Here is a 23,927-nt window from a genome sequence, read left to right on the forward strand (position 1 = left end):
TATAACCTCTCCCCTAAAACCTAAACTCAGAAAATAACACCTCAAAAGACTGTTTACACAGGTAGCATGTATGCAACAAGTTCCTGTTTCACTATGGACTCTGGTTGCTGGGATAGTAGTTACAGCAATCAGTATTTGGATCGGTCACAACCACACACTCATGCCGGTGCAGGCATCGTTACAAGCGCCTTTGGTAGACGGTTTTTTCAACGTCATGTTTACCATTGCGATCGCACTCTTCTTGGTGGTAGAAGGAACAATTATAGTTTTTTTGGTCAAGTTTCGTCGCCGTCGCGGTGATGATACCGATGGTTTGCCAATCGAAGGCAACGTTCCCTTAGAAATCTTTTGGACAGCAATTCCTACAGTAATTGTCCTCGGTTTGGGCATCTACAGCGTAGATGTTTTTAACCGAATGGGCGGTTTTGAGCCTGCTGGTCATCCTCATTCAGCTGCTCATGTTGCTCATAAGTCGGGAACTGCAATCGCTGCTACACTCAGCGATGCTTCTGAAGCAACAACTGCCCCAGCAATAGCCCCAACAATTGGTATTGGCGCGTCTCCTAAAACCTTAAACAAACCAGCCGATTTAGTTGTTGATGTCAAAGGCATACAGTATGCCTGGTTATTTAGCTACCCTGATAGTGGCATTACCTCTGGGGAATTACACATACCCGTTGGTGCTGATGTGCAACTCAACCTTTCAGCACAAGATGTAATTCACTCATTCTGGGTGCCAAACTTCCGCTTGAAACAAGATGCACTTCCCGGTATCCCTACCGAACTGCGATTTGTCGCCACCAAACCAGGTACATATCCCGTAGTTTGTGCTGAGTTGTGCGGTGGTTATCACGGTTCAATGCGGACACAGGTAATTGTCCACACGCCAGAAGAATATGATAGCTGGCGGACAGAAAATCAGCTTGCTCAACGACAAAACCTAAATCAAGTCGTTGCTGTTAATCCAGCCGACTTATCAACATCAGAGTTTCTCGCACCCCACACCCATGAGATGGGAATTAGTGCAGCAACTCTAGAGTCATTGGTCATTGGTCATTAGTCATTGGTCATTGGTCATTAGTTATTAGTCATTGGTCATTAGTTATTGGTAACGGACAAATGACAACGGACAAATGACAAATACTTCTCTACGAGAGGCTGCACTTCGACTTCGCTCAGTGACCACGCCAACGGCTTCGCTCAGTACAAGTGACAAATGACAACGGACAAAGGACAAATGACATAGACGCTTCTGCGGCTTCCCGCAGGGTAGGACAAAGGACAAAAATATGACACAGGTAGAATTTCCCCGGAATACTCCACCAGACGAAAAGAAACCGGAAATGGTGACTGGCCACACTTCGCATCCGAAGGCGTGGAAATGGCAGGACTATTTTACATTTAATGTTGACCACAAGGTTATTGGTATCCAATACCTGGTGACGGCGTTTGTGTTTTATCTCATCGGCGGACTGATGGCTGTTGCTCTCCGTGTCGAATTAGCAACACCAGATGCAGACGTACTCGACCCCAATCTGTATAACGCTTTCATGACCAATCACGGGACGATTATGATCTTCCTGTGGATTGTTCCTAGCGCCATTGGGGGATTTGGTAACTATTTGGTGCCATTGATGGTTGGTGCCAGGGATATGGCTTTCCCGAAGCTAAACGCGATCGCCTTTTGGTTAAATCCCCCAGCAGGTGCGCTCATTTTAGGTAGTTTCATTTTCGGCGGTTCCCAATCTGGTTGGACAGCTTACCCACCTTTGAGCTTAGTGACAGCACCAATTGCTCAAAGTATGTGGATACTTGCGATCGTTTTGGTGGGAACTTCTTCAATTTTGGGTTCGCTGAACTTTGTAATCACCATTTTGATGATGAAGGTTCCTAGCATGAAATGGGATCAAGTACCCCTATTTTGCTGGGCAATCTTGGCAACCTCTCTGCTGGCGCTTCTCTCCACACCTGTATTAGCAGCCGGTTTAGTGCTGCTGTTGTTTGACCTCAACTTTGGCACATCCTTCTTTAAACCAGATGCAGGTGGTAACGTTGTAATTTATCAACACTTGTTCTGGTTTTATTCTCACCCGGCAGTATATTTAATGATTCTGCCCATCTTCGGCATTATGTCCGAGGTAATTCCAGTTCACTCCCGCAAACCAATCTTTGGTTATAAAGCGATCGCTTACTCTAGTGTAGCCATCTGCGTTGTCGGTTTGTTCGTCTGGGTACACCACATGTTTACCAGTGGCACACCCGGTTGGATGCGGATGTTCTTTACCATCTCCACTCTTATCGTTGCAGTTCCCACTGGCGTGAAGATTTTTGCCTGGGTTGCTACCCTTTGGGGTGGTAAAATCCGCTTCACAGGTGCGATGCTTTTCGCCATTGGCTTGTTGTCCATGTTTGTCATGGGCGGCTTAAGTGGTGTGACGATGGGAACAGCCCCCTTTGATGTTCACGTCCACGACACATATTATGTAGTCGGACATTTCCATTACGTTCTGTTTGGCGGTTCCGTGTTTGGCATCTACGCCGGCATTTATCACTGGTTCCCCAAAATGACCGGACGAATGCTGAATGAAAACTTGGCACGCATTCACTTTGCCCTGACTTTCATCGGTACTAATCTGACCTTTTTACCCATGCACGAGTTGGGCTTAAAGGGAATGCCGCGAAGAGTGGCAATGTATGACCCCCAATTTATCGACCTCAATCAAATTTGTACCTTTGGTTCATTTGTTTTGGCGATATCGGTAATTCCTTTCACCATCAACATAATCTACAGTTGGCTGAAAGGGCCTTTGGCTGGTGATAATCCTTGGCAAGGTTTGACCTTAGAATGGACAACAAGCTCACCACCTGCAATTGAAAACTGGGAAGTGTTGCCGGTTGTCACTCATGGCCCTTATGACTACGGTCAAGAGCATAGAACTGAATTACAGTCATCAGCAACGCCAGAAGCTAGTGCTTAGTTCGTAGAGTGAGTGATGCGATCGCACTCAAAGCCACTAAAACTTCTAGTCATTAGATTTAAAAACTCGAAACTCCAAGCTTGGAACACGAACGCCCGAATTCAATAAGGGACTTCCAACTAAATAAAATATCCGATCTTGGTGTAGGCAGGGGGGCAGGCTTGCCGTGAGCGTAGCCGAACGGGAGCAGGGGGCAGGGGGAGAAAGAAAAATACGATCTGAGTAAATTGGATAATTTATTTTCTGGAAGTCCCTAAACGAACGCCCGAATTCAGAAAACGGACGCCCGAATTCAATAAACGATCGCCCGAATTCAACAAACGGACGCCCGAATTCAATAAACGGCCGCCCGAATTCAACAAACGGCCGCCCGAATTCAAGAAACGGCCGCCCGAATTCAAGAAACGGCCGCCCGAATTCAATAAACGGCCGCCCGAATTCAAGAAACGGCCGCCCGAATTCAATAAACGGCCGCCCGAATTCAGAACACGAAACTCGGAATTTTCAAAATTCCTGAACAAGTCAAGAGTTTGGCTAAACAAGCGTGAGTTCGACGAGTGCTATTTTGACCTCTCCCCCAGCCCCTCTCCGACACGGAGAGGGGAGCCAAAACCCTAATTCTCCTCGTTGCTCCTCCCTTTCTCCGTGGGAGAGGGAGGCTGTCCGGGAGAGGTTCATCGAACTCACGTTAAACAAACATGAGTTCAACGAGTGCTATTTTGATTTCTCCCCCAGCCCCTCTCCGACACGGAGAGGGGAGCCAAAACCCTAATTCTCCTCGTTGCTCCTCCCTTTCTCCGTGGGAGAGGGAGGCTGTCCGGGAGAGGGTCTGTCGAACTCACGTTAAACAAGAATTTTGGATAAAGAATGGAAATTTTGCCACTTCAGACTTCATTCTTTATTCAAGCTTCCACAACAGACAGAGTAGATCGGTATTGTCAAAAAATCTATGACTATAGCTACAACCACAAGCGAAGAACACAGTGCAGGACACGAAGAACATCCAGATTTAAGAGTTTGGGGACTTTTGACGTTCCTCGCCTCTGAATCCCTGATGTTTGGGGGATTTTTTGCCACTTATTTGTTTTTTCGGAGCAGTACAGCCGTTTGGCCTCCAGAAGGAAGCGAAGTAGAACTACTTGTGCCGACAATTAACACCATTATTCTGGTGTCTAGTAGTTTCGTGATTCACTTCGGTGATACGGCGATTAAAAAGAATAACGTCAAGGGAATGCAATTGTGGTATGCAATTACTGCAATCATGGGAGCAATTTTCTTAGGTGGTCAGGTTTATGAGTATTCAACATTAGGATACGGACTGACTACCAACGTCTTCGCCAACTGCTTTTATATCATGACTGGGTTCCACGGTTTGCACGTTTTTGCAGGACTGTTATTGATATTACGTGCATTGTGGCGATCGCGTCTTCCCGGTGAATATTCTGCAACCAATCATACTTTCATCGAAATGACAGAAATTTACTGGCACTTCGTAGACATTATTTGGATTGTATTATTCACCTTAGTGTACATTCTCACTTTGTTTTAACAAAAGTTAGGAGTGAGGAGCCAGAAGTCAAGAGTTAAGAATTTATAACTTCTAACTCGTAATTCACAACTTCTAATACCAATTTGAGAAATGATTAGACAGATGGAAAACTGAGACACTTATCCAATGGATGTTTCACAATCCAAAATCTAAAATCTAAAATCTAAAATCTAAAATGGTATAACTCCTAACTCCTAACTCCTAACTCTCCAGAAATTTATTATGCAAGCTAATACAAACCAATTCTCATGGTTCCAGGTTCCAGAAGACATTAAAAACTTATTAGTTTTAGCTGCACAAAACTGGGAGAATACATCACAATCAGAAAAATATATTCAACAAGCTTTAGCAAAAACTGGTGAAAATACAGATGTATTGGTAGCAGCATATAGATTTTTCTATTATAAAAATAATTATTCTCTGGCACTACAAACAACAATCAAATTATTAGATAAAATTAAAGAAATAGAAAACTTTCCTGATGACTGGGAGCAACTTAAGCCGATATTAGTCAGTCGCAAAGAAGAACCACAAATTCGATTGTACTTAAATGCTTATGCTGCTTCTGGATTAGTACTAGCAAAGTTAGGAGAAATTGAAGAAGCAAAAGAAATCAGCACCAAAGTCAAAGAGATAGATGAAAAGCATGATTTTGGTGCCGGAATTCTTCTGGATATTTTGACACGTCCAGCAGAAGAAGATGATTAATTAGTCAATGTGCTTCTCTACAAAACGATGTGTGAAAGAGTGGGGAATGATGAAGAAGCAGGGGTACAAGGGGCAGGGGACAGGAGGAAAGAGTTAGAGACAAATCATTTGTATCAAGCATTTCGTGAAATGGTATTACCTCTTTCCCCTCTGCCCCATTCCCAATGCCCAATGCCCCATTCCCAATGCCCAATGCCCTTTTGGTGAACAATCATGAACAACTGGTTATCTACATCATATTCCTCTTACTCTATTTTGGGAGCAGCTAGTAATAGTAACTCTATTATTCCTGCAATTACCATACCGACTAAAATTCCTGCAAACAATATTCCTAACGTCTCTCCGATCATTATCATCCAATCTTCTCCGTTATCAATTTAAAAGTTATGAAAGGTAAGGATTGGTTACTAACGGGAGATGGTCAGCATCAAGCTTGTAAATCTGTAAGAGCCTGGGATTTATTGAGAGAAAATTACCGCCTTTACCGGTTTTTAACTGAGGTGGAAGATGTTCTCAATAATGGAGACGATCGAGTCAGTTTTCTGCCAGAAATTCGGATGCTCGTAAGGCGCTTGATAGTAAATTCCTACTGGGTACGAAGTCAAACTTTAGAGCCTTCACCCAAAACAGGAACCTCTGTTTTACTCCTATACGATGAATTAGGTTTTCCCTTAACTGTGCAAACAGTAACATTTGCACCGGGAACCCGATCGAACATTCATAATCATGGGACATGGGGAATCGTGGCGGTGTTAAAAGGTCAGGAAAAAAATACTTTTTGGCAACGCAGTCATAGCCCAGAATTTCAGGACAAAATTGAACCCACGGGAGAGCTAACTCTATTTCCAGGAGATATTATTAGCTTTACTCCCGATGCAATTCACTGTGTAGAAGCAGTGGGTGATGAACCAACTGTGACTTTTAATATCTACGGTGAAACCGATCCCAATGAGAGATTTGAGTTTGATCCGATTAAGTATAGTGCTAAAAACTTTTAGCATCACGCAGTAGGCACACACAGCCATCATTGGTGTCAAATTAAGCTGAAAGCCTTTTCATATCTCGTTTCCAGCCTCTGGGAAATGCACTTCAATTGGGCTGCTGCCGCCAGCAACAGAGGCTCCGCCTTTAGGACAGCATTCTCAGTCGGAAACTGGGAACGAGACACAAACGAATCGTATTCTACTAAGAGGTAGTTAAATGGCAAGAGTAATTTTCTATAGCAAACCAGGCTGTAAAGGTGGTATTAAGCAAAAAGTTTTGCTCACAGCTGCCGGTCATGAAGTGATACCACAGAATTTGCTAACAGAACCTTGGACAGTTGAGCGGTTGCGTTCTTTTTTTGGCGATCGCCCCGTAGCCGAATGGTTTAATCCTTCCGCCCCTAAGGTAAAATCTGGTGAGGTGGTTCCTGAAAAAATCGATGCCCAAACCGCCTTGACGTTGATGCTGAAAGAGCCACTTTTAATTCGCCGTCCTTTGTTAGAAGTAGGCGAACGCCGTGAGGTAGGATTTGATGTCCAAAAGATTGATACTTGGATTGGCTTACAAGCTGTGGATGAATCCTTGCAAGAAATCAGCGACAAGTTGATGAAGCAAGATTTGCAAAACTGCTCCCACGGTCATGGTCATCATCACCATAATCATTAACGTGAGTTCGATGAACCTCTTCCTCCCAACCTCCCTCTCCCACGGGTTTTGGCTCCCCTCTCCGTGTCGGAGAGGGGTTGGGGGAGAGGTCACAAAAGGGCTTGTCGAACTCACGTTAATCATTAGGGTGGCTGTAACCATCATGGTGAACAACATCAAAAACAAGGCGGCTTATGTTTATTAAACTTCTTGCATAAATCAATGAGCTTTCACCCTAAATCCCTCTCCCGGCGTTGCTGAATCAAGGGATGATTCTTGTGGGGTGGGCCGAAAAGCCCGCCCGGAAATACAAGGGACGGGCTTTTCGGCCCATCCCACAAAACTAGTAAAATCATCCCGCAATTATGCAACGCCCCTCTCCCAAGCTTGGGAGAGGGATTTTGAAATTAGCTCTAGTCTTTAGCTAACTTCTGGTTGGATGTGTAGTAAACCTTACTACCACTATCAGGTACAAAATGGCAGCTGACACATGAACGCCATAATGACTTCCAAATAGGTTCTTCCGATTTGTGGAAATACTCACCCATGACTGGTTTTATTGCCTCAGTTGCCTTCAGCAAATTGTAGTGAGGGATGTTAAGGAATATATGGTGAGCAACATGAGTACCAATATCGTGATGGATATGATTAACCAAACCATAATCACGGTCAATACTAGAAATTGCGCCTTTGAGGAAAGTCCAATCTTCTCCCCGATACCAGGGAAGCTCTGGCTCAGTGTGGTGCAAAAATGTCACCAAATCTAGCCAAATTATGAATACAAGGTAGGGCACAGCATAATATTTCAGCAACCACATCCAACCCCATTGGTATGTGAGGAAACCGAGCAAACCTACCATGCCAATCAAAAGTACAGTACTAGTGATGACATCCCATTTTTCTGATGCTTTGAAAAGCGGACTGCTGGGCAAAAAGTGAGAGCCTTCTTTATTAGGAGAACGCTTAAACAGATACACAGGATAAGCCAAGAGAAAAATATAATATCGGACTATCTTTTGGGCTAAAGGCATCTCTTTGTATTCTGATTCCGTCACAGGATACCAGCTTTCATCATTATCGAGATTGCCAGTATTTTTGTGATGGGTTCGGTGGCTGATCCGCCAACCATGATAAGGAACAAGTATTGGTGTGTGAGAAAGATGTCCAATCAAATCATTGAGCCATTTATGCTTAGAAAAAGATTGGTGTCCGCAGTCATGCCCGACTACAAACAAAGCCCAAAACATCGTTCCTTGCATTAGCCAGAAAATCGGAAAGAAAAGCCAAGAATCCAGGTAATTAGCTACGGCATAAAGCAGACCGATAATTAGGATGTCACGAAAAAAGTAAAAAAGTGATTTTGTTACATTGGGCTGAAAGCATTCAGCAGGGATTGCAGCTTTTAAATCTTGAAGAGTGAAAGGTAATTTGGTGGAATCCTCAGACGTTTCGTAGCCAGTAGGATTATTGAACGTGACGAGATTTGATAGCACTGGATTCTTTTGTTGGATATAAATCGGAACTTGATTTGAGACAAGATAATCTCACCTTTAGGATGCCCACAAAACTAGCGATCGCTAACATCAAAAAAGATAAATTTTGGCAATTTAGCTAACAACTTTTAGTTAGTAAAAAGTTGCCAAATTCTATTTAAACACAGCATGATAGACGCTCTCGTTGAGTTCAAGAGCGTAAGTCTAAATCACAGCGCTATTTATTGCTCTGTATAATATTCGTTGAAAGTTTTATAGCCAACATCAGTTGTGTATAGTTGACACTGGTCTGTAATCTGTTTCATTAAAGACCAAGAAAACTGACACTCATCATGTAGATAAGGCTGCCAATTTTCTTTGATGCTGCTGTAAGCTAACCGCAAATTATAAGAAGGAATCGCAGTGGAAATATGATGAGGGACATGAACATTGATATCGTGGCACAGGATTTCTACCCAACGCGGATAATCACAATGAATAGTGCCAAATAGCTGTGCTAGAGCTTCGTTCCACTTGTTCGCTGTCGTAAAAGGAACATCTGCGGCAGTGTGGTGAACAATAGTAAAAGTACTCATCCAAAAATGGTAAATCATCCAGGGCACTAGCCAAAACTTGACAAAGCCCCAGATACCAGTTGTGGCGACCAAAAGCGGGAAAGCGATCGCAGCAAACACAACTACTACAGCCACAGACAGCTTGATACTCGATTGGTCTTTCGTTTTGAAGTTCCGCCAATCAAAATGCACTACAGCCCAATGTCCAATGGAACCTACCCACCAGAAGCGTTTACGCATGAACAGTTCAAAAGCAGACTGTCGGGTTTTATCCCAATCTTCAAACACTTCTGGTCTGATTGGATGCCAAGCATTGTCCTCATCCAGCTTATTAGTATGAGTATGGTGGTAATTATGCTTAATGCGCCAACTATGAAAGGGGTAAATTAACGGCATCATGAAGAAATGCCCTACCAAATCATTCACCCAACGACGTTTGGCAAAAGACCCTGTGACCGCAATCATGGCCAATTACAAAAAAACCTGTTAAAGCAGTGCCCGTAAAAATCCAAGCAAGGGGCAAGAGAAACCAAGGAGCGATCGCCAGGCTGTAATAGCCCAAGGCGACCGCCAAGACACTGAGTATTACTTGTGTCCAAGCTTTGCGACGGTTCTGCTGAAAACATTCCCGTGGCAGGGTTTTGACAATATCTTTGAGCCGAAAGTCGGAATTACTAGGCTCGTCACTTAGTTTCTGGCTATTAATTATTGATGTAGTCATGGACACCTAAAAAACAACAAACTCCTCCACCAAGTCACTAAAAAGTAACTTGCCGCAAAAATTCTTCACATTAGCGCTTCGGATTATAGCAACCTAACCGACACAAGCGCACCAGTAAATAGCTTTTTAAAAAGTTAGGAGTAAAAAGTGAGGAGTTAGAAGTGATGAGTTAGGAGTTTAGATTTTTAACTCACACCAGATGTGAATTATAAACGCTCCTTGTCCCATAAAGATTTGTAGTTTCCAAAATTATGGTTTGAGAAAAATTGATGGCATCACGTAACTCCTAAGTCCTGTACAGACGCGATTAATCGCGTCTCTCCTAACTCCTGTACAGACGCGATTAATCGCGTCTCTCCTAACTAACTTTTGTTGGGGCCAATTTCACATTAGTCGCCAGACCAACTGCTTGCAGCAATTGAACTGTCATCCAAGTTAAATCGACTTCCCACCATTTCAGCCCATGACGAGCTGAGTATTGAAAAGCATGATGGTTATTATGCCAGCCTTCACCGAAAACTAGTACGGCTACCCACCAGCAATTAGTCGATTTATCACCAGAATCATAGCTTTGATAGCCAAATTTATGAGTAGCGCTGTTCACCAACCAAGTGCAGTGGTAAACCCAGACAATGCGCACAAAAATTCCCCAGACAACAAACGACCAGCCACCTAGAAGCAAAAGCAATACACCTAGAGCAACCTGGATCGAGATGAAATATTTTTCTAAAAACTGATAAACTGGGTCTTCGGCAATGTCTTTGGTGAAACGAGGAACATCAGCGTGAGCGGGACAATAGTGAATCAGCCAATCCATGTGGCTCCACCAGAAGCCTTTATTAGAATCATGGGGATCGGCATCAGTATCAGAGTTTAAATGATGAATGCGATGTGTCCCGACCCATTCAATTGGGCCTCCTTGACACGAGAGTGTCCCAAAGAAAACCAGAAGATACTCTAGCCACTTGGGAGTTTGAAAACTGCGATGAGTAACAAGGCGGTGAAATCCGAGAGTAACTCCTAAACCACCTGTTATCCAGTACAGCAAGAAACCCACACCAACTGCTGTCCAGCTAAAGTTACCAGGAACAAAGGCAAATAAAGCGCCGATGTGCAGTCCAATGAAAAACAGGGTATTGACCCAGTTAACTTGAGGTTTGGTTGAAGTAGCAATTGTCATGCAGTAACCTGAATTTGAATTTTCCAGCCTAGTCTGCGCGATCTTAAAATCCGCATATCTATAAATTAATTTTTTTTGAAAGAGGAACTGATGAACAGCTTAGAACAGCTGCGGCAAGCAGAACATGCACTATTAGAAATTTTTTCTGGAATTGACGCTCAGGTCAAGCATAATCTAAAACGAGTGCTGGATGCTTTTCGTAATCACCGTGTAGGCGCACACCACTTTGCTGGTGTAAGTGGTTATGGTCATGATGATTTAGGACGAGAAACTTTAGATAAAGTTTTTGCCGAAGTTATGGGTGCTGAAGCTGCGGCTGTGCGGGTTCAGTTCGTTTCGGGAACTCATGCGATCGCCTGTGCTTTGTTTGGTGTTCTCCGTCCTGGAGATGAAATGTTAGCAGTGGTCGGTTCTCCCTACGATACGCTTGAAGAAGTCATTGGTTTACGGGGTCAAGGTCAAGGTTCCCTGATCGAGTTTGGCATAAATTACCGCCAATTGGAGCTAACCCCAGAAGGAACTATAGATTGGCAAGCTTTAACTACTAGTGTGGCTGAAAACACTCGTTTAGTCTTAATTCAGCGCTCTTGTGGCTATTCTTGGCGTCCTAGTTTATCAATTGCCGATATTGAAAAAATCGTTCACTTAGTCAAACAGCAAAACCCGAATACCGTTTGCTTTGTGGATAACTGCTATGGCGAATTCATTGAAACCAAGGAACCCACAGATGTAGGTGCTGATTTAATGGCGGGGTCATTGATTAAAAATCCTGGTGGCACTATTGTCAGTGCTGGCGGTTATGTCGCAGGTCGCGCTGATTTAGTGGAAGCATCCGCCTGTCGCCTCACGGCTCCCGGTATCGGTAGTTATGGCGGTGCTACTTTTGACCAAAATCGCTTGCTGTTCCAAGGTTTATTTCTAGCGCCGCAAATAGTCGGAGAGGCAATAAAAGGGACTTATCTTACTGGTTATGTATTTGATCGACTCGGTTATCCAGTCAATCCGGCTCCCTTGGCTCCCCGTGGAGATGTAATTCAAGCAATTAAACTCGGTTCTGCCGAAAAGCTAATTGCTTTCTGTAAAGCTATACAACAGCATTCTCCCATCGGTTCCTACTTAGACCCCGTTCCAGATGATATGCCGGGGTATGAGAGCCAGGTGGTCATGGCTGGGGGGACATTTATTGAAGGGAGTACTTTGGAATTATCAGCAGATGGGCCAATGCGTGAGCCGTATGTGGTTTATTGCCAGGGTGGGACTCATTGGACTCATGTGGCGATCGCCCTGGAAGCTGCGATCGATGCAGTCGGCACTAGTAGTTTGTGATTAAGGATTGGGTTGGTAACGCTCAACTCTATATTGCCACAAGAAAAAATATCTTTATTTACCGACAACATAGGGGAGAAAAGCCCGTCGCACTTCGGATGCACCCAACAGGCTTGGCTCGATCGTCGCTGTGAACCAGGATGGATCGCCCTTTAGGAAATGGGCGTGGAGATCGACAAATTGCCCATAGCGATTAGCGATTTCTTGAATTGCAGTGTTCATGCGCTGGAGGTTCTTGCGGGCGATCGCCGACTCAACCCCTACAAAGTTGCGTCTGTCATCTCCAAAGGTAGGATCGTACACATTACCAAGGACAACGGGGCGAATTGGCAACTGCTGTACAAATGTGTCCAAAGTATTAGCAAAAGTTGCAATTCCTGCACCAGTATCTTGAATTAATCCCCCCAGGAGATCGTTACCACCGATAGTGATTAGTGCAATCGCCTTTCCTTGCACCCGCAATTGGTGAGCCTGAGAAGACAACCCATCAACCGTTGCACCATCACGCGCACGATGTTGCAGTTGAGCAGGCCCGCGTGATGTTAGATCCTGACCTTGAAATTCGGGAAACAGGCGATCGTCATTCTGGACGAGGAGTTGCCCTGGATGAACCCCAAACTCGTTATATCGTCCGCAATCTAAAATTGAGTCGCCAAAGGTATATAGTGTCACCATTTCTTGCTCCCCTCGATTGCAGCCAAAGAGAGTTAGGACACTTGCCCCGCCAAATACTTGAATAAAGTGTCGTCGCGTAGGTCGAAACGCAGCCATCACACTCTCCTGTTTGTCCGACCGTAGCATGAGGAGATAGTAGACGATATGAATCAGAAGATGGATTTGCGGTTACAAGCCCTGAATCTCGAAATACTTCTTACACTGGTCGCAACCCATCTCAACGTTGAGCCAGTAGAACTTCAGCTTGTGCGATCGCTACAGGTAAACATAATTTGTCATTCTGGGTAGTTGCTGGCTGGGCAGAAGGATTTCAAGCCTATGACACAATTAGAAGAATAAGATAGAACTACTGTCACAAACCCTGCTCTGAACAGACAGGGCTTGTAAGAGAAAGACTAATCACCCTTCAAATACAAGACTAAAACATTGTCTAGCTTGTAGGTTCACAACCTAAACTGAATAGGTACGTAACTTTGAAGCGATTTTGAACGGAAATAAGTTGTGACTGAGATTAAAGGCTTGAAAACTGAAAGTCAACGCATTTTAGAAGATTTGTTCTGTAGACAGGAGAAGGGCGAGTAATGAGCGATCGCCACACCCCAACTGCTGCACGTCTCAATGTTTACACCCAAGGTCAAGGATTCCCCATTCTGGGCTTACATGGTCATCCTGGTACTGGTCGTAGTCTTTCTGTCTTTACCAATCATTTATCAAAACGCTACAAAACTTTTGCCCCTGATTTACGCGGATACGGCAAAAGTCGCTACAACGGCAATTTTGACATGAATGACCATTTGACTGATTTAGAAGCGCTGCTAGACCGTTTGCAGATTGAAAAGTGCCTGGTATTGGGATGGTCACTTGGGGGCATTTTGGCAATGGAGATGGCATTACGTTTGCCAGAGCGCGTTACTGGGCTGATTTTGGTGGCGACAGCTGCAAAACCCCGTGGCAGTCATCCTCCTATTACTTGGCAGGATAATTTATATACTGGCATTGCTGCCCTATTGAACTATATAAAACCGAGTTGGCAATGGAATATTGAAACTTTTGGTAAGCGATCGCTTTTCCGCTACCTAATCCAACAACATACATCTACCAGTTACAATTACATCGCCAAGGAAGCAGTACCAGCTTATTTGCAAACTTCTCCAGCTGCTACTCGCGCCCTTTATAGTGCAATTCAATCAGGATACAATCGGCTTCTAGATTTAGAACAAATACAATGTCCTAGTCTAGTACTTGCTGGTGAAAAAGACCGCCACATCACATCTGATTCCAGCTTAGAAACTGCTCGACATCTCCAAAATTCTCAGTGGCAGTGCTATCCCAACACCGCTCATCTTTTTCCGTGGGAAGTTCCTCAGCAGGTACTAAATGATATTGACCATTGGCTGAAAGAACATCCGCAGGTAGTTGGTAGTCAATAGTCCAAATATTTAAAAAATTTTGACTATTGACAACGAAGAAGAAATGGAGAGAGAAGATGTGGTGACGCGATGAGCGAAAAAGACGCAATAACCCCCGGTAAAAGGATTTTCTGTGTCTCCATATCTTTGCGTCCCCGCATCAGAGCATCCTTTTCATTCTCTGGCCTAACTTAAATTTGACCGCCAAAGGCAGGCTGTACTTTGCGGTCAAATCTTTCCCCCAAGTCGTCAGCAATTGTTAAGTTACTAGGTTTACAGCGCTTGACATTCACAACAATTCCCTGCGCTCCTTCAAGCTCCAAATCTTCTATGTATCCTTTGCTTGCTAATCTTGCATCAGAAGAACTTAGAAATGGCCCGAAGTAATACGTGCAACGGGGATTGTGCGTCACAATCTCTACCCACCAAGCCAAGCCGATGTAGTCGAACGTGTTAATTAACACTTCCTTAAGGTTATGCCAAATGGTTTTCATGGTTTTAGCCGATTTATAAACGTCTACAGGGTGTTAAACGATATGCTGCTTTATTATCTTTTACATTTCTTTATACTCTGTTACTGTTATTTTTTCAAAGAGATTTTTTGCAATTTATCTAAGTGCAGCGTATTTAGCGATCGCTGGCGATAAATCTCATAAAGCGCCATACCTGCGGCTACAGAAGCATTCAGGCTGGGAGTCTTACCCTGTAGAGGAATCGATACTAAAAAATCACAGGAGCGTTGAGTCAACATACCCAAACCTTCACCTTCTGAGCCGATTACCAAAACGATTGGTCCAGTAAAATTGACTGTATGCAAAGGTTCGCTGCCACTTGCAGCTGTGCCGTAAATCCAAAAGCCAGCTTCTTTTAATTCTTCTAAGGAACGGCTGAGGTTGACAACTCTAGCTACAGCAAAATTCTCTAAAGCGCCTGCTGCCACTTTCATGACCGTGGAAGTGATCCCAGATGCCCTTCTTTGGGGAATTACTAATCCTTGAGCGCCTATTGCTTCGGCAGTACGAATTATTGCTCCTAAGTTGTGGGGATCGGTAATTCCGTCAGCTACGACAATTACAGCATCGGTTACAGATTTGCACTGCTCAATTAGATCGGGCAATTCGATGTAAGCGTAGGGAGCAACTTGTGCTGCCACACCTTGGTGATTAGCCCCGTTGGTAAGATAGTCTAAACGTTTGGGTTCAACCTCATCAATAACTGTGCCATTTTCCTTTGCTTGCAAGAGAAAATGGTGAAAGCTGGGATCGTACCGCAGACGGGTAGTAATCCATAGACGGTTGAGATTGCGCTGATTTTGCAATGCACTCAATACTGGATGACGACCGTAGATGAGATCGTTATCTTCTTCTGTCGGTGTAGATACAGACGGCTGGGAAAAGTTGCTATTTCTTTGTCGGGAGTTGCTATAACTGGGGTTGGTATCTATTTTCCTGGGATTGCGATTCGGATTAACAACAGAGATGGTGTTGCCATCTACTTTTCTGGGATTGTGAGTTGGATTCGCACCAGAGATTGGGTTGCTATCTATTTTCCTGGGCTTGCGAGTCGGATTCGCACCAGAGATTGGATTGCTATCTATTTTCTTGGGATTGCGAGTCGGATTCGCACCAGAGATTGGGTTGTTATCTATTTTCCTGGGATTGCGAACCGGATTAGTAACAACACGTTTACCTTTAATTTTTACGGGTTGTCCCCGATTTGGTTCGCTAGAAGTCAAGATTTTTTTGGGTTTATCCTGCATTTGAATTATGGATATAGTGTATGGTTGATTGTTCCGATTACCTCAATTTTTTGAATCTAATCTAGTGCTGTGGCTACTGCGAAATTGAGTTTTTACTCTTTTTCTAGATGAAGTATTTGCAACAGTTCGGTTAGACGTTGGTAATCGGTGATATATAAGTAGCCTATTAAAGTTTCTAGACTAGTTGCCTGTTGATAAATTTCGGGATTAAGCCGCTTAGGGCGTCCTGTTGCGGCGTTTCTACCCCGTCGGACAATTTCTAATTCGGTATCCCTGAGATGAGGAATCAGCGATCGCAAATGTAGCGCTTGTGTTTCTGCTCTTACCTGCTCCACTACCAGACGATGGTAAATTCCTGACCGCTGCAATGGCAGCAGATAGAACATTCTAACATACAACTCATAAATTGCATCCCCCAAATATGCTAAAGCACTAGGAGAAATTTGTTGCACTTGTGAGAGGGAAATCTGTTGGAATGGCCCTGTGGTTGCCAAGAGTGCTTCAGTCCAAGACAAGCTCTGTTTGGGAGTTTCATCTTGTCCATCTAATAGCTCTTCCTCCTGTGACTTCACAAATAAATCATTCCTTGACGGGCTACATTTGGCAGGCATTCTTTGCAAAGACTGATTTTTCTGAAGTATGCCGTGATAGTATACTTAGCATCATCAATACTATCAAAATTACTTCCTAATTTCATCTTTTTGATTGAGAGTTGGCATTTAAAATCACCCTGATGTCAACATCTATAAACCAAATTTCGCCTACTTGTTGTGGTTCGCGCCTCAGATAGGGTAAAATTTTAACATCAAATTCACCCTTCTACTTGGTAGCATCTGCCATACTTACTGAGTAAACGACAACTTTTAACTATACAGCATCAAGTCAAGTCTATCTATAAACAAATCTGCTGGCTTTGTATTTCTTACAACAAATATCTCAGACTTGATTATTTATCCAATATTCTAGCCAACGATTACATACCCAATACACACCTAATAAATTGGGTCTTTATATCTTTAGTTATTACTCAACTTTAAACATAATAGCTCAACTGGCTTTATGCCTCTCCCACAAGGAGAGAGGTTTTCTGCCAGAAGTTTTAAAAATTAAGCTATCCGATTTTGAATCTAGATAGCTAAATTTAACTCTCAGATCGAGCAATCAAGACTACTTGACGTTTTCTAGAGCGTCTTCAACTGATTTTTGCAGGGAGAGAAACTTCTCTAGGCGAACAAGCTTGACCGTTTGAGTTACGCGGGCATTCGTGACAATTTGCAAAGTGCCATCAGCAGTTTGAGCCTGCTTGGCTAGCTGCACCAGAGCACCCAAGCCAGAGCTATCAACAAAGTCAATTTGCGAGAGATCCAAAATAATGTGCTTAGGACCCTCGTCTATCTTGCTGCCAAGTGTCTTGCGAAATGTCGGCTCGGAAAAAGCATCTAACAAACCTGTGAGGCGGAATAGCTGACAGTTATCCCGGACTTCACGAGTGCCTCTCAGGCTAACGGTTAGATTCAGTGGCTCAGCAATAATTCCCTCCTCATGAGTTAAAGTGAACGCTCAAGTATAGATGGTTTTTGAGCAAGTTGTCTACAATCTGCTGGAATAGGGGATTGGGCATTGAAAAGAGGCAGAGGGGCGGGGTGCGGGGGGCAGAGGGGAAAACTCTTCTCCCTGCTCCCTATTTCCTATGCCCCATACTTCGACTGCGCTCAGTACAAGTTCTCCATTTCCCATTCCCCATTCCCTATTTTTACCTCACCTCTGCCACGGCTTGACGTGCTGTTCGCATGGCTTGAACAAATTGCTCAAACAAGTAATCAGCATCGTGGGGGCCAGGACTAGCTTCTGGATGATACTGTACGGAGAACACAGGTAGAGATTTGTGCCGTACCCCGGCAATGGTGCGATCATTTAAGTTTAGGTGGCTGATTTCTACAACTGTCGTAGGTAAAGAATCTGGATCAATAGCAAAACTATGGTTTTGACTAGTAATTTCTACTCGTTGTTGTAAACCGGCAGGTTGATTCAAACCACGATGACCAAATTTGAGTTTATAGGTTTCTGCCCCTAGTGCATGACCTAAAATTTGGTGTCCCATACAAATACCAAAGATGGGTTTTTCACTTAACAGGAGTGCTTTGGCAGTTGCAATCCCTTCAGTGACGGTAGCAGGGTCGCCAGGCCCATTAGAAAGAAACACACCATCTGGATTGTATTTGAGAATTTCTTCTGGTGGTGTATCAGCAGGTACAACAATTACCCGGCAACCATAACTGACTAAGCGACGTAAAATATTGCGCTTAACGCCAAAGTCAAGGGCAACAACGGTAAAGGCTTCCCCAAGATTTTCCGCAGTTTCAGAGTTAAATTCCCAAGTTGGAATTGTGGGATCGGACCATTCATAAGCCGTTGAGGTGGTGACTTCAGCAACCAGATTTAATCCTGCCATGTTGGGGGCTGCTAGTACCTGCTCTAGCAATTCCGCTTCATCAAGAATAGTAGTAGAAATACCACCGTTCATCGCTCCGAACATCCGAATTTTGCGGGTGAGAGCGCGGGTATCAATGCCGTATATCCCTGGTATTTGGTTTTGTTTGAGGTAGTCAGGTAAAGATTGTGTCGATCGCCAGTTACTCGGACGGTGACAAATATTCCGCGCGATCGCACCCCGCACTTGGGGCCCATCTGATTCTTCATCTTCCAGATTGACGCCAGTATTCCCCAGTTCAGGATAGGTAAAAATCACTATCTGACCGCGGTAACTAGGATCGGTCAGGACTTCTTGATAGCCGGTCATGCCAGTGTTGAACACCACTTCTCCGATCGCGGTTCCCGTCGCACCGAAAGACCAACCGCGATAAGTGGTTCCATCTGCTAGGACAAGTAAAGCTGGTATTGAGTCAGTCAGGGGCATAGGTGATAGGATTGGGGATTGGGCATTGAAAAGAGGCACAGGGGCGGGGTGCGGGGGGCAGAGGGGAAAACTCTTCTCCTTGTTCCCTGCTCCCTATTTTCTATTCCTTAATACTGCGATTGTTAATTATCCCATGAGTTGAGCAATTGGGAGTTTTTAAGATAGTTAATTAAAATTAAAAGGGAATTAAAGTAGCGGGAGTGGATTTGGCAAAGCTTGGGCAGTTAAAATTAATTATGCTTCAGTCTTTTTTATCCCGTGCAACCCTAATTTTTGTATCAAGCACTCTAGCGGTTTTGTGCGTTGCCTGTAGTGAAGACAAACTGAACACCGCTACTGGTGGCGACGAGCAACCTACGCCAATTGGGGATCTAGCACCAGTCCAGCCTAGCGTTGAACCAGTAAGACCAGCAGCTACCCCAAAAGCGCAGCCGCTAGATCCGTTTGAAAGTGAACCAAGTCTTTTTGAGATGGGACGAGACAAAGCTGTTGGCGCTTGGAGTATCAGCCAATCGGCTCAATCTCCAGATGATTGGAAATTGGTGGCGAGTCAGTATCAGGATGCGATCGCGCTGATGAAAAAAATACGACGACAAAGCCCAGAATTTGCGATCGCTCAAACCAAAATTACAGAATATCGCCGCCAAGTTAAATATGCCCAGCAGCAAGCTAATCCTCGCCCTGTTGCAGTTAGAGAACCTCATAAAATAGTCGTCGTTGTTCCTCAAAGAGAAACCACACCAAAGTTCACTTTACCTCCACGAGAAACAAAACCGTTATCACCAGAGCCAGCTTTGCCTTCATCAGCAGTGGTGATTCCCGATGAAGCAGTATTTACAGCGCCGATAAAAAGACGAATTGGTGGTACGCCAATTGTAGAAGTTACCTTTAACGGCCAGCAACAATTTGAGATGATTGTGGATACGGGAGCAAGTGGCACTGTCATCACCCAAGAGATGGCTAATGCTTTGGGAATCGTCACAGTGGGAAAAGCTAAGGCAAACACCGCAAGTTCCAGAGCTGTAGAATTTCCCGTGGGCTATGTTAATTCGATGGCAGTTGGCGGGGTAATAGTGAATAAAATACCAGTAGCGATCGCAGGTGCGGAACTAGAAACTGGACTTCTAGGACATGACTTTTTTGGTAACTACGATGTCACCATTAAGCGTAATGTGATAGAGTTTCGCCCGCAATTGCGATCGCAAATCAATTCCCCAGAAACTTCACTAACTCCTCCAACTTCGTCCAAGCAGCCCCACTTTGTAGGATATCCTTAGCGATTTTAATACCCTCGGCGTGATCGAGAAAGGCGATCGTACCCGCTACTTGCAGCGCCAACGATGCATTTAAAGCTACTGCATCTTGTTGCGCCTGAGTTCCCTTACCTTGGAGTACAGCCTTGAGAATCTCCGCATTTTCTTGGACATCTCCACCCCGAAGCATACCTATGGGAGCAGGCGTTAAATCCAAATCTAGGGGATTAATAGTAGTTAACTGTACTTCGCCGTTGGATAAAACCGCCAAGTCAGTTTCATCTCCTAACCCCGCCTCATCAAGTTTTTCTCGCCCGTGCAGCACAATCGCCTTTTCTTTGCCCAAATTCTGTAAAGCTTCGGCAACAGTTGCCAAAAGTTTGGGAGTAAATAAACCCACCACTTGCCCAGTTGGACGCAAGGGATTTACTAACGGCCCGAGCAAATTAAAAATTGTTCGCACTTTCAAAGTCCGCCGTAATGACGCAACCGCCTTGAGTGCTGGATGCCAACCAGGAGCAAACAAGAAGGTGATCCCGACTTCTTGTAGTGCGGCTTGTACTTTTTCACCAGAGGCACTTAAGTTTACACCCAAGGCTTCCAATACATCTGCACTTCCCGTGAGACTTGATGCTGAACGATTGCCGTGTTTAGCGACTGATACGCCAGATGCAGCGGCGACAAATGCAACTGCTGTAGAAATATTAAAGGTTGATGAACCATCTCCACCAGTGCCACAGGTATCTATTACAGTAGCGAGTGGTGAGTGCTGAGTGCTGAGTGGCGAACATTGAGATTGTAATACTTCAGCCATTCCAGTCAACTCGTCAGCAGAAATGCCTCTAAAGTTCAGCGCTGTTAAAATTGCTCCTGATAACTCTGGGGGAACCGCTTCACTGAGCCAACCTTGCATCAATTCAGCAGATTGAGTACGCGATAAAGATTGTCCATCTATTAATTGTTGCAGCAGCACATACCAGCTAGCAGAGGATTCTTGAGCAGGGATTGGGGGAGTTATCATAGCTAAGATTTGTATGTTGTAGCTATATTGAGAGCTATGGGGTTATCCTACCGGAAAATTGGAAGCTATCAAAGTTAGGTTTAAATCTCAAGGCTTAATTGCAAACCTGGATTAGCAAGATTCTGAACTTGTGATTTTTTTTCCAAATCAAGTTTAACTTTGTAGTTAGTAATGAATAACTCTTTTCCTTTCGCTGCACCACTCTGCTTATAGTTATTCATGCCATACTGCAATTCCCATGCTGAGATATTAGCCCATTGAAAATTTTCTCTAATTTGCGATGAGTCGTCATAGGTAATTAGCCAGCGATGATGACATTGTTGCAAAAATTCAGCAAATCTCCGATCTTCAAAAGAGGTGTGCAAGTCACCATCTTTACCATATAGCTTTGATTTTTTAGCGCTAAAATATGGTGGATCTAAAAATAAAAATACATCTTCTCCTTCTGGCTTTAATAGGTGGCTGTAATCCAAATTAGTAATTTGGACATTTTCTGATAAAATACCTTCTAACTTTTCTAATCGTTCTATTGAAGAATCAGTAAATCTTTTATGGAAAGCTTCTTGGGAAAAACCGCCTGATTCTACAGTTCCTGAAAAAGTAATTCTATTGAGTACGAAAAACCGAACTGCTCTTTCTAAATCAGATAAACTATTGACATCTACACTAGCTAATTCTGTAAACAGTAATTTACCATCTCTATATTTAACTTTAATATGCCGAACTTCTTTAACTAACTGAACTATATCAGATTGGGCCAACTTCCAGAATAAGAAAAGCTCACGGTTTAAATCATTAATCCAAATTTTAATATGAGGAAACTTTTGTCTTAGATAAATAAATACAGAACCACCACCTACAAAAGGCTCTCGAAATTCCGAAAAGCTCTCTGGTAAGTATTCAGCTATCTGATTTATTGCTTTTGACTTTCCACCAGGATATCGTAAAGGACTTTTAATCATAACCAAGAATTATAATGTTGAAAAATTACTGGATACTTCTATTTTAAGTCTCTGATTATTTTGAGCTTCTAAAGCCAATTTTTTGATAATTAGTTTTTGATTGGTATTAAAAATCTTAATATTAACTTCTAGAAAATATTCTAGTTCTTCTAGTGATGCATCTGGAAAGACAATAGAACCGATAACATTGTTACCTGTAAGCTTGAGCTTTGTAACAAAGAATACTTCCCGATCATTCAATATTAAAGAATCTAAATTAGAAAATAAAATTAGCTTGAATAAACCATCTTGAATATCAGGGAGCTTTGGCAAAGATGCTGTTGAAGTATTTTTTGACTCTTGTATAATATATATGTTGTTCTCGAATATTATCTCATCAGGAGTCAAATAGTAAATTCCGCCAAGATAGTTTTCAATACTAAAAGTTGCTTTTAATCCATCCACTAAATATTCTAGCTTATGAGAAGTCAGCGCTTCTCTCTTACTAGCACTCTGAGAACCTTTAAGAGAAATATTCTTAAATTCCTCAAACTCTTCTCTGATTTTATGTAAATATTTCTCTGATCCTTCTCGTGAGTGAATTATTACTCCAGTTTGATGAAAAATAGAATCATAAGAATCTAGAGCTTTTTCAAAAGTTTGTGTAAATCTTTCTTCAAATAGATTCTTGTTCCAATGTAGTGCGCTTTGTCGATATACTAATATTTCATTAATTTGAAATTTAACAAAATCATTAGCAAATTTTTGATTACTCAATTTGTTCTTATTAACTTGCCCTTTTTTAGTACTTTTTTTTGCTGTTTCGTAATAAGCAAGTACTATATAGATGTTAAGCAAATTCATCCAAGAAATTGTAGAGTATTGAATTTTATCTATATCTCCATCTTTGCCCTCATCTTTAATCACCGGAATAATAGTTATAACTTTTGAGGAATTATATGTATTATAAATTCTGGCAAATGGATAACTTCTGGTTCTCTTAGGTGATACCCATTTTGAATAAGCAATTTCAGTTGTAGGTGACTTTATTAATCCATAACCCCTTTCTTGATTGACATCAAATACATCTAAATTAATCCTACTTAAATTATCATCCAAGTAAGTTTTATAGGTCACTCCTTTGATAAATCCTGTAAAATGGAGAACTTCTGCCATACATTCAAATTTTTATTAATATTTGTCTTTGCCATAGTTCAGTATTGGCTATTAAAGCATAGAAATAACCAAGCAAGAGTTAATTTACTCCTGAATGCTTACAATTTTCTGAAATAAGCTACTTAGGATTATTGTTATGACCCGTTCTGCACCTTATCAACCTTTATTGTTGCGAATTCTTCACGGCTTAAGTGGAATTTTAGTTATCGCAGCAATTATTACCGGGTTTCTAGTTTACAACACATACGATCGCCGATTTGGCGGGATATCATTTCCTCAAATTGGAGATATTCACGTCCAAGATAAAATTACGTACCCGTAATATTTGCTCATGAATTTTATCTAGAATTTATGTTGCAATTTTGTAAAAACCTGTTACATTACTTTACAGGCAGTTATAACTGTTACAACATAAAAGCTCGGAGTATTATTTATGGCAGACGTTAAGAAGACTACGCCTTCGGTTTCAGAAGATCCTAATGCTTTGCGCTGGGGCTTCACTCCTCAGAGCGAAAACTGGAACGGTCGTTTTGCAATGATTGGCTTTTTATCTGCTGTTGCACTTGAAGTGTTTTCTGGTCAAGGGATTTTACACTTCTGGGGTATTCTCTAAATTTAAACGTTTTTAGCTTCATTAG

Annotated in this window: 22 protein-coding genes and 2 pseudogenes; 12 read left to right on the forward strand and 12 right to left on the reverse strand. The window is 42.9% G+C overall.

Annotated features, from left to right (window positions below; all coding sequences use genetic code 11):
* Nucleotides 1-70 precede the first annotated feature (70 nt).
* The 6 genes from NSTCB13_RS29275 (at nucleotide 71) to NSTCB13_RS29300 (ending at nucleotide 6,885) form a co-directional block, all read left to right on the forward strand.
* Nucleotides 71-1,060, forward strand: coding sequence for a cytochrome c oxidase subunit II (locus NSTCB13_RS29275; RefSeq protein ID WP_448274671.1), 990 nt, complete (start codon nucleotides 71-73; stop codon nucleotides 1,058-1,060).
* Between the two features lie 229 nt (nucleotides 1,061-1,289).
* Nucleotides 1,290-2,978: a cytochrome c oxidase subunit I gene (gene ctaD, locus NSTCB13_RS29280; RefSeq protein WP_448274672.1), complete on the forward strand. Its 1,689-nt coding sequence runs from the start codon at nucleotides 1,290-1,292 to the stop codon at nucleotides 2,976-2,978.
* 949 nt (nucleotides 2,979-3,927) lie between these two features.
* Entirely contained in the window at nucleotides 3,928-4,527 is a 600-nt protein-coding gene (locus NSTCB13_RS29285) for a cytochrome c oxidase subunit 3 (RefSeq protein WP_445626902.1), read from the forward strand.
* A gap of 222 nt (nucleotides 4,528-4,749) precedes the next feature.
* On the forward strand, nucleotides 4,750-5,235 hold the full coding sequence (locus NSTCB13_RS29290; protein ID WP_448274673.1) for a hypothetical protein: 486 nt from the start codon (nucleotides 4,750-4,752) through the stop codon (nucleotides 5,233-5,235).
* Between the two features lie 386 nt (nucleotides 5,236-5,621).
* Complete coding sequence (locus NSTCB13_RS29295) at nucleotides 5,622-6,233, forward strand: cysteine dioxygenase family protein (protein WP_445626900.1); 612 nt, start codon at nucleotides 5,622-5,624, stop codon at nucleotides 6,231-6,233.
* Between the two features lie 202 nt (nucleotides 6,234-6,435).
* Nucleotides 6,436-6,885, forward strand: a complete 450-nt coding sequence (locus tag NSTCB13_RS29300; RefSeq protein WP_445626899.1) for an ArsC/Spx/MgsR family protein — start codon at nucleotides 6,436-6,438, stop codon at nucleotides 6,883-6,885.
* Nucleotides 6,886-7,277: 392 nt separating this feature from the next.
* Here NSTCB13_RS29300 and NSTCB13_RS29305 read toward each other — a convergent pair whose 3' ends face one another.
* From NSTCB13_RS29305 to NSTCB13_RS29315, 3 genes and pseudogenes are all read right to left on the reverse strand, one after another.
* Nucleotides 7,278-8,357 (reverse strand): fatty acid desaturase, encoded by a 1,080-nt coding sequence (locus tag NSTCB13_RS29305; protein WP_448274674.1) that lies wholly within the window; start codon nucleotides 8,355-8,357, stop codon nucleotides 7,278-7,280.
* Between the two features lie 221 nt (nucleotides 8,358-8,578).
* A pseudogene (locus NSTCB13_RS29310) lies at nucleotides 8,579-9,632 on the reverse strand (fatty acid desaturase).
* A gap of 358 nt (nucleotides 9,633-9,990) precedes the next feature.
* Nucleotides 9,991-10,812, reverse strand: coding sequence for an acyl-CoA desaturase (locus NSTCB13_RS29315; protein ID WP_448266215.1), 822 nt, complete (start codon nucleotides 10,810-10,812; stop codon nucleotides 9,991-9,993).
* 90 nt (nucleotides 10,813-10,902) lie between these two features.
* Here NSTCB13_RS29315 and NSTCB13_RS29320 point away from each other — a divergent pair, with 90 nt between their 5' ends.
* Complete coding sequence (locus tag NSTCB13_RS29320; RefSeq protein ID WP_448274675.1) at nucleotides 10,903-12,138, forward strand: methionine gamma-lyase family protein; 1,236 nt, start codon at nucleotides 10,903-10,905, stop codon at nucleotides 12,136-12,138.
* A 54-nt stretch (nucleotides 12,139-12,192) separates the two neighbouring features.
* Here NSTCB13_RS29320 and NSTCB13_RS29325 read toward each other — a convergent pair whose 3' ends face one another.
* Nucleotides 12,193-12,909 carry an SGNH/GDSL hydrolase family protein gene (locus NSTCB13_RS29325; RefSeq protein WP_448274676.1) on the reverse strand — a complete coding sequence of 239 codons (717 nt, stop codon included), beginning with the start codon at nucleotides 12,907-12,909 and terminating at the stop codon, nucleotides 12,193-12,195.
* Between the two features lie 48 nt (nucleotides 12,910-12,957).
* Here NSTCB13_RS29325 and NSTCB13_RS29330 point away from each other — a divergent pair, with 48 nt between their 5' ends.
* Both NSTCB13_RS29330 and NSTCB13_RS29335 read left to right on the forward strand, forming a co-directional pair.
* Nucleotides 12,958-13,101, forward strand: coding sequence for a hypothetical protein (locus NSTCB13_RS29330; protein ID WP_448274677.1), 144 nt, complete (start codon nucleotides 12,958-12,960; stop codon nucleotides 13,099-13,101).
* Nucleotides 13,102-13,394: 293 nt separating this feature from the next.
* The gene (locus NSTCB13_RS29335) at nucleotides 13,395-14,243 is read left to right on the forward strand and encodes an alpha/beta fold hydrolase (protein ID WP_445626892.1); all 849 of its coding nucleotides are present in this window, start codon (nucleotides 13,395-13,397) and stop codon (nucleotides 14,241-14,243) included.
* 170 nt (nucleotides 14,244-14,413) lie between these two features.
* Here NSTCB13_RS29335 and NSTCB13_RS29340 read toward each other — a convergent pair whose 3' ends face one another.
* The 5 genes from NSTCB13_RS29340 to carA all read right to left on the reverse strand — a co-directional run bounded on the left by NSTCB13_RS29340 (nucleotide 14,414) and on the right by carA (nucleotide 18,898).
* Nucleotides 14,414-14,716 carry a DUF1816 domain-containing protein gene (locus NSTCB13_RS29340; RefSeq protein ID WP_448274678.1) on the reverse strand — a complete coding sequence of 101 codons (303 nt, stop codon included), beginning with the start codon at nucleotides 14,714-14,716 and terminating at the stop codon, nucleotides 14,414-14,416.
* Nucleotides 14,717-14,802: 86 nt separating this feature from the next.
* Nucleotides 14,803-15,981, reverse strand: coding sequence for a 23S rRNA (guanosine(2251)-2'-O)-methyltransferase RlmB (rlmB, locus tag NSTCB13_RS29345; RefSeq protein ID WP_448274679.1), 1,179 nt, complete (start codon nucleotides 15,979-15,981; stop codon nucleotides 14,803-14,805).
* A 92-nt stretch (nucleotides 15,982-16,073) separates the two neighbouring features.
* On the reverse strand, nucleotides 16,074-16,553 hold the full coding sequence (locus NSTCB13_RS29350) for a Mini-ribonuclease 3 (protein WP_194044898.1): 480 nt from the start codon (nucleotides 16,551-16,553) through the stop codon (nucleotides 16,074-16,076).
* Between the two features lie 595 nt (nucleotides 16,554-17,148).
* Nucleotides 17,149-17,514 (reverse strand): STAS domain-containing protein, encoded by a 366-nt coding sequence (locus tag NSTCB13_RS29355; RefSeq protein ID WP_084227153.1) that lies wholly within the window; start codon nucleotides 17,512-17,514, stop codon nucleotides 17,149-17,151.
* 220 nt (nucleotides 17,515-17,734) lie between these two features.
* A complete protein-coding gene (carA, locus tag NSTCB13_RS29360) occupies nucleotides 17,735-18,898 on the reverse strand; it encodes a glutamine-hydrolyzing carbamoyl-phosphate synthase small subunit (RefSeq protein ID WP_448274680.1) in 1,164 nt (387 codons plus the stop codon).
* Nucleotides 18,899-19,134: 236 nt separating this feature from the next.
* On the opposite strand from carA, the gene NSTCB13_RS29365 reads away from it, so the two are divergent.
* Nucleotides 19,135-20,175, forward strand: a complete 1,041-nt coding sequence (locus NSTCB13_RS29365; protein ID WP_448274681.1) for a retropepsin-like aspartic protease family protein — start codon at nucleotides 19,135-19,137, stop codon at nucleotides 20,173-20,175.
* Here NSTCB13_RS29365 and trpD read toward each other — a convergent pair.
* From trpD to NSTCB13_RS29380, 3 genes are all read right to left on the reverse strand, one after another.
* Entirely contained in the window at nucleotides 20,105-21,172 is a 1,068-nt protein-coding gene (gene trpD / locus NSTCB13_RS29370) for an anthranilate phosphoribosyltransferase (protein ID WP_448274682.1), read from the reverse strand. The two genes, NSTCB13_RS29365 and trpD, sit on opposite strands and share 71 nt — an antisense overlap.
* A gap of 80 nt (nucleotides 21,173-21,252) precedes the next feature.
* Nucleotides 21,253-22,134: a DNA adenine methylase gene (locus tag NSTCB13_RS29375; protein WP_448274683.1), complete on the reverse strand. Its 882-nt coding sequence runs from the start codon at nucleotides 22,132-22,134 to the stop codon at nucleotides 21,253-21,255.
* 9 nt (nucleotides 22,135-22,143) lie between these two features.
* Entirely contained in the window at nucleotides 22,144-23,289 is a 1,146-nt protein-coding gene (locus tag NSTCB13_RS29380) for a hypothetical protein (RefSeq protein ID WP_448274684.1), read from the reverse strand.
* A 136-nt stretch (nucleotides 23,290-23,425) separates the two neighbouring features.
* Here NSTCB13_RS29380 and NSTCB13_RS29385 point away from each other — a divergent pair.
* Nucleotides 23,426-23,584 (forward strand): annotated as a pseudogene (locus tag NSTCB13_RS29385) (cytochrome b/b6 domain-containing protein); the annotation flags it as partial.
* Between the two features lie 138 nt (nucleotides 23,585-23,722).
* Nucleotides 23,723-23,902, forward strand: a complete 180-nt coding sequence (locus NSTCB13_RS29390; RefSeq protein ID WP_069071239.1) for a high light inducible protein — start codon at nucleotides 23,723-23,725, stop codon at nucleotides 23,900-23,902.
* Nucleotides 23,903-23,927: the final 25 nt, after the last annotated feature.

The organism is Nostoc sp. DSM 114160, assembly GCF_053470305.1.